Raw genomic sequence first — 12,884 nt, 5'->3', positions numbered from 1 at the left:
ATCAGTCCATTCCGAACGCGCCACGCTTTTCATCGAGCCACCAGGGGCTGTCAGGACTGTCCCGGCACATGCCGAATACCAATGACGGCGGAAGTGAGGGTACGGTAAAGCGCAGGTCGCAGAACGATACGCAAATACCGGTTCCAGTAGACTCGATTTGATTAAGAATGGGGAATTCCGCAAACCTGCGAAAACGAGCAAAAATATCCTGGCTCCATGCTTCACGGGCAAGCGCATTTTCAGATTCCGTCTCGCCGAATCGCTCATGGTATCTCCATGTGGCCGTCGAAACGGGCTGATAACCGGAGGCGATTCTTCCCCACATGCCCAATATGCCAAAATCCTCGCTACCAGGATCGGATAACTTCTGTTTCTGGGTGCGCCACAGATTCACCAATGCTTCGTAATAGCCGTCCCGGTGCCCGACAATAATCTTCCAATTGAAAGGCGATAGTGGCTGAGGAATGGCGTGAACTTCGGCACCTGTTTCTACTAGTCCCTGCGTCCGGGCGTAAGCCTCTCCCACGTTGATGGCACGGGAGTGGAGTACTCCCTGAAACCCTACGTAGCATCCCAGAACCACCAGGGCGATGATGGCGGGATAGCGCCTTTGAGGCCCGAGCATGACAGCCGCCAGTAGTCCAATCGCAATAATCGCGGTGAAGTACAGGTCGATTATAAATATGAAAGGAATAGCGAAACGATGGTGGGAAAAAGGCGCCAGCACCATCGTGCCGTAAGCGGTGAAGATGTCGCCCGCGATGTGGATGCCAATGCCCAGGGCGGCAGTACCGTAAATTGCCCGCCACGAATAGCGCCGGGACCAGAACCGGGAAAGCAGCCATGCCAACACCAGCGCCCATGCGGGCAGGAGGATAATCGAGTGCGTGACGCCACGGTGCAGGTCCACATACGTCAGCGAACCAAACAGGCGCAACAGGATATCGCAATCGGGAAACCCTGCCGCCACAAACCCGACTGTCGTACGTACACGCGGCGTCAATGCACCGGGGTCTGGCGCTGCCGGAGCGGTTGCGCGCGCCAGCAAAGCACCGCTCAACGCATGGGTGATGGTGTCCATGCTGCGGGCGTGATTACAGAGAGAATATGCGGGATTGCAGACTCAAATAGTCTGCGGTGCTTTTTCACTGCCCGCGCCGCTGCTCCCGCTTTTGGCAGCGCCACGGCGGGTAAATACGACGCGATCCAGGCTTCCGGCGACTTTAAGGCACCCTTCAAGGAATCGGCTGGTTCTGGTCGAACCCGACGAATTATCGTTCATCCAGTGGAAAAATGCCGCCAGGTAAATTGTCGTCAATCCGGTTTCTTCGAGCGCACGCCGCACATACGTCGCATCCCGGCCCGCGGCCTCACGCATCCATTGCACGGTCCGGCTGATGCGCATCAGCCCGGGGACCTGAATATGGATATGTCCCGGCTCCAGTTTGCCATAGATCATCTGCCTGGTTGTCTTGCGGTAAGGATAAAGCGCCCCGAGCCATGTCATGATCAACCGGTGCAAACGCTGGCGTGGCGCCAGATAGAAAAAATTGGAAGCTTGCGCGGCCCTGAGCATAGCGCTATCGGCACGCTCGAACCAGGCATCAACGATATCCTCTTTTTCGCGGAAATGCGCGCGCACGTCTTCGAGGGTAATGCCTAGCGCAGCCGCCACATCGTGAAGACGCACGGCTTCCCACGACGTCCGCTCGCCGAGCTCAACCGCGGTGTCAACAATCTGATCAGTTGTTGCCATATTTCCTCCGATGAGTGGTTGATTCGGAAGAAGGAAGAATTTCAACTTTGCAAAAGCGCTCAGTCGAAACGCAAAGTATAAAGCACATCTATCGCATTATCCATCCCAGCCCGCGTGAGAACAGTGATTTTGGGAGTCAGGGTATAGGTGAGCTTGGTCACGCCGGACGCCGCTGTCAAATACTGCTCGTAGCTGATATAGGCCCGGTCAGAAAGGCGTTTGCCGACGACGCCGATCTGCCCTATCAAGGCGTCGCCGGTTCTGGACTGCCGTATGGATAGCTCATCCACACCGAGGGCCTGGCTGATTTTATCCGTGATGCCGCCGGATTGACCACCCAGGATAGCTCCCGCTGCTGCAAGCAGCATCGATGAATCGGCCCTGCCATCCGAAGGGCGGCCCAGCGCAATCCACGAAAGTTTCTCCAGATCAGGCACGTGGGGAGTGGACACCAGCCGGATTTTTGGCTGGCGTACGCTGCCGGTCACCTCGACCCCAGCTTCTACCGGCAAGCCCCTGCGCATGGCAAGCACATTCAACCCAGGATCGTCGATGGTGCCCTGGAAATTCACGATTCCGCGTTCCACCGCCAGGCGCTGCCCGTATGCGTCAAAATTTGCGTTACGGGCGATGATAGTGCCGATGGCGCGCAGTTGTTGCCCCGGCTCACCGCGCAGGCGCAACTGGCCAGCCAGCTGTCCTTCCAGGCCTGAGGCCCGAATATAGAATTGCTCGCCCAGATCCAGAGTGGCTTCCACGTCAATCCGCGGCCCTTTCCGATCGGGCGGCTTTCGCCCGATAACGACGACGTCGTCTGGCATCTGTGGACGGCCGGCAGGAGGCTGGGCAATCAAACCGGCATCTGCGACAAGTTTACCTTCCAAGGTCAGCACGTTTTCCTCCAGGCTGGCACGGCCGCTTCCGGAAGCGATAATCCAGCGATCCGGCCGCTGCGCCAACGGCACGCGGCTGGCCGTGATTTCCAGATTGCCATGCTCACCTACAAGGTTCATCGTACCTGATATCCGAAGGCTGCCGGGCCCTGATGGGAGCTTCAGGTTTTCAAGCGAGTGATCCCCGGGCGGTGGCCGTTGCGGGGATGTGAAGCCCGGAATACCATGCTCGCCTATGAAATTCATGATACCCGATACCCCCGAGCTGGCCGGATCGGTTGGACGTCCCGGGTTTTTGAGCAAGCGGTCCCTGGGTACGGGCTCGTGCGGGGCCGTAAACACCAGAGTGTCCATATGCAAGGATTCCTGATCGAAACGTGCTGCCAATGTGCCTTGCTCAAGCCGCACGCCCTGGTCCAACAAGGCAATCGCAAGGTCATCACCGCGTATCTGTCCTTTTAAACGCGGTGTACCGAAAGTGCCGATTACCTGCGCTTGCAATGCCATCCGGCCGCCACTTCTCGTATTGTTATTGATGACTGGCCCAATCCAGGAAATATCGCCCAAACTGATGGACAGCTCCCCGGCAAGGGCCGCACTGGGCAGCACTGTCCAATCCATGATGGAACCAGGAGATTTCGCCATGGGCGTGGTGACGCTGGCATTGACCACGCCCAGGCGCTTGCCTTGTGCTTTCAATTCTCCCTTTAACCTTCCATCAGCGGCATGCGCAGCAAGCTGAAGCGTTTGCAAACCCAGAGGAAGCGGCGCATTTCCCGGCAATACCCAGTCCCCGCCTTCACGCATTACGTTAAGACTGCCCACGAGCTGCGCACCGGATGAAATGTTCCATTCTCCGCCCAGGCGAAGCGCTTCCTTATTTTCTCCTTCCTTCTCCCCTTCTCCTCCTTGTTTCGCCATCTCCACGCCGGGACGCAATCTGATGCCGGTAAAACTGCCTGTGCTACTCCACTTCTGGGGAGTCCATTCGGTTCTACCGATCTTCACGCTGCCGCCTGCCACGGCAAGCGCCGCGGAATCGAGAGACACCTGCTTTGCACTGATATCCATGGGGGCCGCGCCCGTTAGATGAAAGGGCAATTGTCCAGTCACCGACAATCCGGATATTTCCCCTAGCCATTGCGCACCTTGCCACTGCTTCCAATCCCACAATTTTCGGGGCGCTTTCTTCAATTCTCCTCCGGCTCGGAGGGTCAGGCTCAGGTCCTCGTTCAAGTGGGCAATGGTTCGCAATTCGTGCCGCGCAGTGCTGCCCTTCACTTCCAACTGTAGGGTTCTCAGGTGGGTCGTGGTTGTTGTCCTATATTGTGCAGCTGTTACTTTTAATGCGATTGCATCATCGCGCAGTATGCCATCGATCGCAAAATCGCCTAGCTTATGATCGCCGGGAAAGGTAAGCTCGTGGCCCTTGGCGTTCAAAATCATATCCGGCCAGTTAAAACGGCCCGCCTTGCTGCTTTCCAATGGACCGCTGTCCAGCGTTGCCTGTGCACTGAGGGAACCGCTGAATCCGTGTCCGGCTTGCGCCAGGACGGGTGCGGCGAGTTCCAGTCGCAGCCGGTCGCCTTTGCGGCCAAAACCCCCTTGCACAATTAAGTGGTTGGCACCTAACCGCAGTTCTATCTCCCCTGAGCCCTGCCTTGTCGCACGCTCGAGATCCGCGACTTTGATGTGGCCATCGCCGCTCACCGGCTGACCCGCCACGCGGCTGTTTTCCATCTTGAAGCGTGCCGTTCCTGCCGTCCCGCCCGCGGTCCGGACTCCCGCCGGCTCCAGTTCTCCCGCCAGTTCGAGCGTTGCGTTGAGATCGGTGCGCGGCGTCTGTGCAAAGGCGGAAAAATCGAAGTGCTGGAGTCTGCCTTCGAAGAGAAATGGCCATTGCCCGGTCAACCCCAGCTTGCCGTGGCCTGTTAACGCGGACCGTCCATGACTGAGGTGCATGGTATTCAAGGTCACGATGTCGTCCGTCCTTGTCGCCGACACATTCACGTGCAACGCCTTGTCCCGCAGCGCGAGAACTGCTTGCTGGCCCTTGGCGCCGCCACTGATCTCCACCTTCCCGCTGAGGCTGGCTGCTCGCAGCCGGGTATCCAGGCTGGCCGGATCAATGCGGCTCACGGTCAGATCCGCCGACCCCCTCGCTTCCTGGCGCTGCCAGGCCACGTTGCCTGCAATTGTGCCGCCGCCGGTAGCGATCAGCGTCAAATCTTTTAGCTGGAATAATTCGGCGGAGAGTACAGGATGCGCACGCACCCGGCGCAGAGGCAACCCACCCTGATCGAGAGGCATGGAAGCGCTGTTTTCGACTGTTACGCTGCCTTCGAGCTGCCCTGGAGCGGTTTCACGTAAATCAGCCTGCAACGCGAGATTGGCTGTTGGCGCATCAAGTGAAAAAACATGCGGATCGAGACCATTCACCGATAACCGTAGCGCGGCGACCAGAATCGGGTCGTAAGGCCGCAGCCATGCCTCGCCGTCTCCCGTCAGCCCCGCGCCATTTCCATTAGCCCTGATATCAAGTTGCGCCAGGCTGCCGGTAATGGCGGCTGAAATGCGTGCTCCGGGCGTCTCCGGTAATTCAAGGCCCCCTATGTCAAGTCCGGCAAGCTCGGCTTGCGCGTTCAGATTGAAGGGGCTGGTTCCATCTATGCGGCCTGAAGCAGCTAATCTGCCGAAGTCAAGTCTCGCGCTGAGGTCGGATAAATGATGGGTCCGGCCGTCACTCTCCAGCCGTGCCGTGAGCTCCGTCGCGGTAAATACCGGCGCGCCGGCTTCCTCATGTGTTACGCGTAGCGTACCGATATCGAGCTTGTGCAAAAACACCTGAACAGGTAACTCGAGACTGACGGGCAGAGGTTCTGGCTGCGGGGACGGAGGCGAAACCATCTCCACCTCCTGTGCTTCCAGTGCCATGATTTCCAACCGGCCTGACCTCAACGCGCTCGGCCGCCAGTCCAGCTGTATATCTCGCGCAATGATAAGCAGATCGTCGCTCGCAAAGCGCATTCCCTTCGCATGGATCGAACCGGACAATGTGCCATCCAGTCCTTCGAACGACAAAGTACCCCCGCTGAAATGCGATACCACCGACCCGAGCGATCTGAGCCCCGAGTTGCTTGTTGCCAGCCAGACGCCGGTACCAGTAATAATAGCGATCAGGATTGCAATGAGCCAGGCAGGCCGGCGCCAGCGCCAGCGCCATTTTGTCACAGAGAATGTTTTATCCTGATTTTCCATGTCAGCGCTAGAATGCTACCGCAATCGAAAAATGAAGCCGCAATTTGCCATCGCTGTGGCCCCGGGCGAGATCCAGCGCCAGCGGCCCGACCGGGCTGCGCCAGCGAATACCGCCACCATAACCGACGGATATGTCCAGACGCTGGAGGCTATCGGCGGCACCGCCGGCATCGGTAAATATGGCCGCGCCCCATTCGTTCGTAAGCCAGTGGTTGTATTCGATGCTGCCGGTCGTCATCACCCTTCCACCTACGATGGCCTGGCCTTCCTGTACCCCTAAACTATTAAAATCATAACCGCGCACAGATTGAATGCCCCCGGCGCGAAACAGGTATTCCTGGGGAATGCCGAAGCGGGAGTCGGCAAACGTGTATCCCGCTTCGCCGCGCAGAAATAATACATGGCGTTTGCCTATGGGCTGCCAGAACTGGTGCCGCACATACGTACGCAGAAAATCCTGGTCCGACAGCAATTGCCTGCTGCCGCCGCCTACGCGCAATTCCGTCACGCTGCCATCACGGGGAAATAACCGGTTGTCCACAGAACGGTAATGCAATTGCCCATCCAATGCGAGGGTTTGCGTGACCTGGCGCAGGCCTCCCGTCGGCTGACGGTCTTCCCGTTGCCAGTTAAGGCCGGCCCGCGTTTCGAGCTTCCCCACGATCTGATTACGGCTGATACCTATTCTCTGGCGTATGGTTTCCAGTTCCTGGATAAAGGTCCTGTCCGCGAGCGTCCCTAAAGAAAACCAGCGGCCTTTCAGGTTGGGTACGCTATCGACTGTCGCGGAGAGGGTCTGACGCTTTTGCTCCAGGCGTAATCCCGCGCTAAGACGCAAGGCGCGATTCAGAAAATCGTAGTTGCTGTAATTGATTTCGCCCCGGGCGCCAGTATTGGAGCTGTAGCCTGCCCCGAACGATACACGCTGCGATTGCGCCTCCGACAGGACCACCTCAACAGGCGCCGCTTGATGCGTCGCCAAGCCGGGTTCAATGTTGACCACGACCGAACTGAATTGGGCCAGGTTCTGCAATTTTGTCTGGAAAGCGTTCAGTTGGTCGCGCCGGTAGGGGTCACCGGGTTTGAATGGAGCGAGGCCACTTACCAGCGTTTGATCGTAGCGATTCAGCCCCTTTATTACGATACTTCCATAGCGGAAAGGAGGTCCGGAGTCCACGGTGACCGTCAGCCGGGCATGGGATGAAACGGGATCCACCTCCGCCCTGCTTTCATCGATCACCGCCGCGGCATAATCCTCCTGTGCCACGCCGGATATCAGTGCAGCCTTGGCTTCTTCCCAGGCTGGCGACCGAAATGGCTCACCTACTCTCAGAGCCCAGGCAGACCGTAGCTTTGCAATACGCGCGCGCCGTTCGGGTTCGTCAGTAGTCAAATCTCCCTTGAACTCGATGCTGACTTCGGTGACCACCGCGCGCGGCCCCGGCGCCACCTCGAGCACTTCGGTTCCATCAGGCGAAGCGGGATGCAGTGTTATCGTGGGCGTGAAATAACCCTCGGTAGCGAGAAGCGCGCTGATTTCCTGTTGTGCCCGGCGCATGAAAGTGGCGCGCGCAATGTCATCCGCAAACGGTGCAGACGGTAGCCGGAAATGCGTCTTCAATAAATCCCGCAGCGATTCGGGCACAGAAATGGTGACAGGTGCCGGCTTATCCTTGGCTTCCGGTTGATGTGCCCCGGCCATGCCCATGCCCGTTGCCAGCGGGAAAAGGATGAACACCAGGATGAATGTCGGTTTCCATATTCGCGCTGGATAAATATAAGTGAAATATTCGGCGAGAGGCATGGCAAGGTAGGAATATCACGCTGCGGAAAGATTTATCCCCAGATCCACGAGATGTTCCTGATTGCAGTCAAATGGATTTTTGTATGGCCGCCAGGCGGCCAGGGATCCCGGATTCGGGGGTGCCATGCAAGCAATAGTCTGCTCCGTCATTCTCGCGCGAGCGGGAATCTATGGTTCCTGGGCCCGGGCCTGCTTTCGCGGGAATAACGGCCCGCCTGCGAAATTGATATTGCTTTGGGGCCCGCAGGCCGGGTTTATCCTTCAGCGTGAGGGCTTACGCTGAGCTTCATCCTGTGCGGGGTCGTCGTAGCTCTCCGGAGGAGGGTTCCCGTCATATATCAGATGCTTGCGCTGTTGCAAATAACCGTCACGCACAAATAGATAGGGCTCCACCGCGGCTTCGTCGCGGATCCGCATGGGACCGGATAATCTCGCCCGCTTGTCAATGACGCCGAGAATGGAAAGCGGTACCGTGACAGGGGCGCCGATCACAAAAGTACCGATATAAAAGAGACCATTGGTGAATACGGTGACGGGAATGCCGGGGACATCGCGATTGCTGCTAGGTCCGAGCAAAGGGATAAATATGTACGTTTTTGCGTCCACGCCCCATACGCCAAGCGTTTGTCCAAAATCCTCGTCATGTGGGGGCAAACCCATCGGCGAGGCCATATCAAAGAGCCCGCCCAGACCAATCGCCGTATTGACAGCAAAACGCAGCGTGTCCTGGAATCCCTGGCGTATTTTTCCCTGCAAGAAAGCATTCAGAATGACATTGGGGTACCCGATATTGTCATAAAAATTTCCAATCGAGCGCTGCATGGCATTAGGCACATATTCGATATAGTAATCAGCGACCGGAGCCACAATCTTCCGGTCGACCACGTCGGTGAACGTATAAGACTTGCGATTGATTTTCTCATAGGGATCGATCGGGTCTGTGTACTGGTCCTGGGAGCGCATGGTGGCGCAACCCGTAAACAGCACTGTGCATAGCAGCAACAGGACGGCCGTTGGATGGTTATGTCTCATAATTGGATAATGGATAAAACAATATAGTTATGCTTCTATCGGTTTTTGTTTTAATCATTGGGATGATTGGAGCAAAGCGCAACCCATCATTCGGCTTTTCCGCCCTGAGGAAACAATCCAATACGCGAGATGCTGTCCTGATGCGCGCCACCGGCCAGTTATTGGTACTGTATGGTTGGGGGTTACGCTATGCTTTCCGTTCCCCATGAATTCCATTTCACATGGGCTCCAAACCGGGATGGGCGCATAGGCATATTGGCTCATAGGCATACCAGGTAATGCGTCATAAAATATCGGACGTCGATTGCCGTCACGGTACGAAGTATAAACATAATTTGTTAAAATACCGACACATTCTTCTGCTCTGACTCTTAAAAGCCCAGCACTTGCCAGGCATAGCATGATGCTTGCTTGCGACAATAGCGCTTCGGGGCCAGGAAGATATACTTCACACATCATTTCACTTTCTTTCAATCGACATATCGTATATCCGGATGAACTGGACTGAACGTTCGGCAAATTGCCGCTTGCGAAACTGGCTGCTGGGGCTGGTTATTCTCCTCCAGATATGGTTGCCATCAACCTTGTTTGCCGCGCCGCTCCTGCTTCGGTGTGAAATTAGCCAGGATGGCGAGACGCGCATCCTGGACTTCACCCCAGGCAGCGATCCATATGGCGTTGAGGCGACAGATATCAACGGGAAATTCCGGTTCAAAGCTATCATCATCGGAAATGAAGAAGATATTGAATCCATCAAGATCTACACCTACTATCGCGAGCAGCATCAAGTGGTGCTGCTGCATGAAGCCAGGTATATGCCCCCCTTCGAGCCGGACGAGTCGTCCTTCGCTGCGCTCACAGGTGTGAATTACCTCTACTCCCCAAGTCTGGAGCAGGAACTGCAATACGGTTGCGCGCTTCTGGAAGCTCCTGAAGCTCCCTTGGAAGCTCCTCTGGAAACTTCCCCGGAAGTTCACCCCTAGCAGCCTGTCGGACTTGAAGAATCGAAGCGAAAAAGCGATTGGATGAGGACAGATTTTGACGATTTTGAAGGCCAATAGTTATTCTATTGGCTGAAAAAGCGACGAAATATGGACCGGCCAAGCGCTTTGCAGCCGGTTTCCTTTAAGTCCGACAGGCTGCTAGCTTTCAATAATCTTGTTTCTGGGTTGCACAGGTTGCAGCATGGCCCGATTCCAGCTCGATCAAATTCTTTGACACATCGGCCGCTACACTCGAAACAGCGTGTTGCATCCCTTTCACCACGCCCCCGATCCCACCGCCCACCGGTTCCGAAATCACCGAATAACACGCGGCGTTATGGCCATCGGTAGAACGCGTGATCGTCCAACCGAATCTTGCCTGTATTTTATCGCCGACGATTGCGTCAAACTGGCTAAGCTCGATCGCTATGCGATAGGTGGGCTGAGCGCGAACCCCACGGGTCTCGTTTACCGCTCCGGTTCGTTCAGCGATTCCGATAGCAAACGCGTCGCGCAACTCATGGTTAAAATGCGACGACCAGCGATCTCGCTCAAGTATCAAAAGCCGTGTTTCCTGCTCCGGTCCCGGTGAGCTGACGACAAGCTGCGGACGCGCGAGCCTTTCCGGCACATTGACCGGCATGACTTCAATAAAAATTGGCGTGGATGACGGGAGCGATTGCCGTGAAGCCTCCCTCACTTCGGATGGCTCGGATGGAACCGACAGCGTATAGAACCGCGTGGTGGGAACTGATGCGCAGCCAGCGAGCAATAATGGCATTATCATAGTGAGTGCACACATCGCACCTGGCTTAGACATCATTGTTTATCCTCCCGCTTGCCCCGGATTACGGATTCAGGATGACGCTGCAAATAGTCCGTCAAAATTCTCAGCGAAGCGGCCGCCCGCGCTAATTCCTGCAGTGTCTGCCGCAAATCCTGCTGTAATGGCGCATCCGCGGATAGCGTGCGCTCTGCGGCATTCAAGGTTTTATGCAGATCTTTCATCGCCATGGTGATTTCCGGCGCCACGTCGTTGTTCAGCCGCTCCGCCAACTGTCCCGTGCTGTCCAACGTTTGCTTAAGCATCGCTAACGATTGCTGCAAATCACTGCCGATTTGATCGAAGGGTACTTTACTTAACTTGAGCGCTATCTCGGAAACCTGTGTCTGAATTTCATCGGCACTACTGGGAATAGTCGGCAATTGCAGTAATGCTACGGAGGCATCCGTGCCAGCGATATTCCTGGAAACATCATTTTTTACCGGGGTAACTTTGGGAAAAAAATCAAGGGCGATATAAATCTGCCCGGTAAGAAAATTGCCGATACGTAACTGGGCGGACAAACCACGGTTGATCATGAATTGCAGGCGCTGCTGCGGGGTATACTTCGACCGCTTCCGCTCTTCGATAAATTTTCGACCCAGACGAGCTGGATAGACCTCTACCAGTACCGGTATACTGAATTCTTGCGTCTTCGGATCATACTCGATGCCTACCGACTTAACGTGTCCGATGATCAATCCACGAAAACTGACTTCGGCGCCTGGCGTCAGCCCGCGCACCGACTGCTTGAAATTAAGCAATATTATCTCTGCTTCGCCATCTTCCTCTTTAAACGCTTCAGCCTGGTTTACCGCCAGGACAAAAGCGGTATTTTCCTTGGCGGGAGGGCCGCGGTTTTCCTCAGGCGCCTGAAATGAAAGACCGCCGAGCACAACAGTAGCCAGAGACTGCGTATTGAGCGTGAAGCCATTGGCATTTATTTGCATATCAAAACCACTGGCATGCCAGAAGCGCGTATTGATGCCGACATATTTATCATAGGGGGCATTGACAAATATACGTATGGTTATGCCTCTGCCATCCTCATCCAGATCAAACGCCGTCACCTGTCCCACTTTGATCCGGCGGTAATAGACAGGCGAGCCAATATCCAGCGATCCGATATCGGTGGCATGTAAAGCATACTGCCTGCCGGAAGCATCGCGCGTAATGATGGGCGGCACCTCCAGTCCCGTAAATTTGTCTGCTTTCTCCGCCGAAACACCGGCGTCGGCACCAATATAAGGTCCGGACAGCAGCGTCCCCAGCCCGGATACGCCGGCGCCCGCAATACGTGGCCGCACGACCCAAAAACGGCTATCGGCCGCGGTAAAGCCTTTGGCTTCCTTTTTCAGTTGCACGCTGACCAGCACGTGGGAGTGATCTTCACTGAGTTTGATGAGTTGAACCATGCCGATCTCGACTTCTTTATACTTGACCTTCGTCTTGCCTGCTTCAAGCCCTTCGCCGGAGCTAAATGCAATGGTGATCTCGGGTCCTCGCTCTATCCAGGTGTTAACCGCGAGCGAAAGACCGATAACCGCGGCAACGATGGGGATCAGCCAGATTAATGAGGGGATCCAGTCCCGCTGCCGTACCTTCCTGGGCATAGGCACGGTTTCCGTCAAGCCGTCCGCCTTTCCCTCCCCTGTTTTCTCTTCGTTCATGCCGCTTTTCCGGACTCGGGTTCAGCAGCGTCCCACATCAAGCGGGGATCGAAACTGAGCGAAGCGAGCATGGTCAGCACCACCACCGCGGCAAAAGCGGCAATTCCCGCTTCAGCGTGCACCGTGGCAAAACCTTTTATCTGTACGAGTCCGGCTAGCAGCGTTACGACAAAGACATCCAGCATTGACCAGCGGCCAGTCACTTCAACAAGGCGGTAAAGCTTTGTGCGCTGCAAGAGGCGCCAGTCGCTGTGCCGCTGCGTCATGATCAATAGAAGAATCAATACCGCCAGCTTGAATAGTGGCACCAGAAAACTGGCGATAAAAACAATAATCGCCAATATCCACGAACCCGAAGCCCAGAAATAGATGATGCCGCTCATGATGGTGTCCTGCTGCTCCTCGAACAAGGAAACGGTCGTCATGATAGGCAGCACATTTGCGGGAATGTACATGATGCAGGCTGCGATCACCAAAGCCCAGGTCCGGTTAAGGCTATCGGGTCTGCGCGAATGCAGCGCCGCGCCACAACGTCCACAACGGTCATGCGCTTTAACCTCCTTCCACAACGTCGCACAATAATGACACGACACCATGCCCGATCTTGCCGCGGTCTTCATCAATGCTTCGGCCTCCATGATTTTGCCGGCCAATGGGCGGGACTG

General features: G+C 56.0%; 9 protein-coding genes. 1 reads left to right on the top strand and 8 read right to left on the bottom strand.

Features of this window, described 5'->3' with window-relative positions; translation table 11 throughout:
• Nucleotide 1: 1 nt before the first annotated feature.
• From BLP45_RS01085 to BLP45_RS01065, 5 genes are all read right to left on the bottom strand, one after another.
• Nucleotides 2-1,081 (bottom strand): metal-dependent hydrolase, encoded by a 1,080-nt coding sequence (locus BLP45_RS01085; RefSeq protein WP_090368933.1) that lies wholly within the window; start codon nucleotides 1,079-1,081, stop codon nucleotides 2-4.
• Nucleotides 1,082-1,123: 42 nt separating this feature from the next.
• Nucleotides 1,124-1,756, bottom strand: a complete 633-nt coding sequence (locus tag BLP45_RS01080; RefSeq protein WP_176754618.1) for a TetR/AcrR family transcriptional regulator — start codon at nucleotides 1,754-1,756, stop codon at nucleotides 1,124-1,126.
• A 59-nt stretch (nucleotides 1,757-1,815) separates the two neighbouring features.
• The gene (locus BLP45_RS01075) at nucleotides 1,816-5,880 is read right to left on the bottom strand and encodes a translocation/assembly module TamB domain-containing protein (protein WP_176754617.1); all 4,065 of its coding nucleotides are present in this window, start codon (nucleotides 5,878-5,880) and stop codon (nucleotides 1,816-1,818) included.
• A 34-nt stretch (nucleotides 5,881-5,914) separates the two neighbouring features.
• On the bottom strand, nucleotides 5,915-7,711 hold the full coding sequence (locus BLP45_RS01070; protein ID WP_090368930.1) for an autotransporter assembly complex protein TamA: 1,797 nt from the start codon (nucleotides 7,709-7,711) through the stop codon (nucleotides 5,915-5,917).
• A gap of 261 nt (nucleotides 7,712-7,972) precedes the next feature.
• The gene (locus BLP45_RS01065) at nucleotides 7,973-8,743 is read right to left on the bottom strand and encodes an MlaA family lipoprotein (protein WP_090368928.1); all 771 of its coding nucleotides are present in this window, start codon (nucleotides 8,741-8,743) and stop codon (nucleotides 7,973-7,975) included.
• 494 nt (nucleotides 8,744-9,237) lie between these two features.
• Here BLP45_RS01065 and BLP45_RS01055 point away from each other — a divergent pair, with 494 nt between their 5' ends.
• Nucleotides 9,238-9,726: a hypothetical protein gene (locus BLP45_RS01055; RefSeq protein ID WP_090369397.1), complete on the top strand. Its 489-nt coding sequence runs from the start codon at nucleotides 9,238-9,240 to the stop codon at nucleotides 9,724-9,726.
• A gap of 166 nt (nucleotides 9,727-9,892) precedes the next feature.
• Here BLP45_RS01055 and BLP45_RS01050 read toward each other — a convergent pair whose 3' ends face one another.
• Genes BLP45_RS01050 through BLP45_RS01040 form a run of 3 tightly spaced genes read right to left on the bottom strand, consistent with a single transcriptional unit; the run spans nucleotide 9,893 to nucleotide 12,857 of the window.
• Nucleotides 9,893-10,549 (bottom strand): PqiC family protein, encoded by a 657-nt coding sequence (locus BLP45_RS01050; protein ID WP_218117919.1) that lies wholly within the window; start codon nucleotides 10,547-10,549, stop codon nucleotides 9,893-9,895.
• Complete coding sequence (locus BLP45_RS01045; protein ID WP_090368924.1) at nucleotides 10,546-12,219, bottom strand: PqiB family protein; 1,674 nt, start codon at nucleotides 12,217-12,219, stop codon at nucleotides 10,546-10,548. The genes BLP45_RS01050 and BLP45_RS01045 overlap by 4 nt, the downstream gene beginning before the upstream one ends.
• Complete coding sequence (locus BLP45_RS01040; protein ID WP_090368922.1) at nucleotides 12,216-12,857, bottom strand: paraquat-inducible protein A; 642 nt, start codon at nucleotides 12,855-12,857, stop codon at nucleotides 12,216-12,218. Before BLP45_RS01040 ends, BLP45_RS01045 begins: the two co-directional genes overlap by 4 nt.
• Between the last annotated feature and the right edge of the window lie 27 nt (nucleotides 12,858-12,884).

Origin of the sequence: Nitrosospira sp. Nl5, assembly GCF_900102495.1 — a bacterium.
GTDB lineage: Bacteria > Pseudomonadota > Gammaproteobacteria > Burkholderiales > Nitrosomonadaceae > Nitrosospira.
The sequence above is the reverse complement of the archived record's forward strand: the minus strand, read 5'-3'. Positions and strand labels throughout refer to the sequence as shown.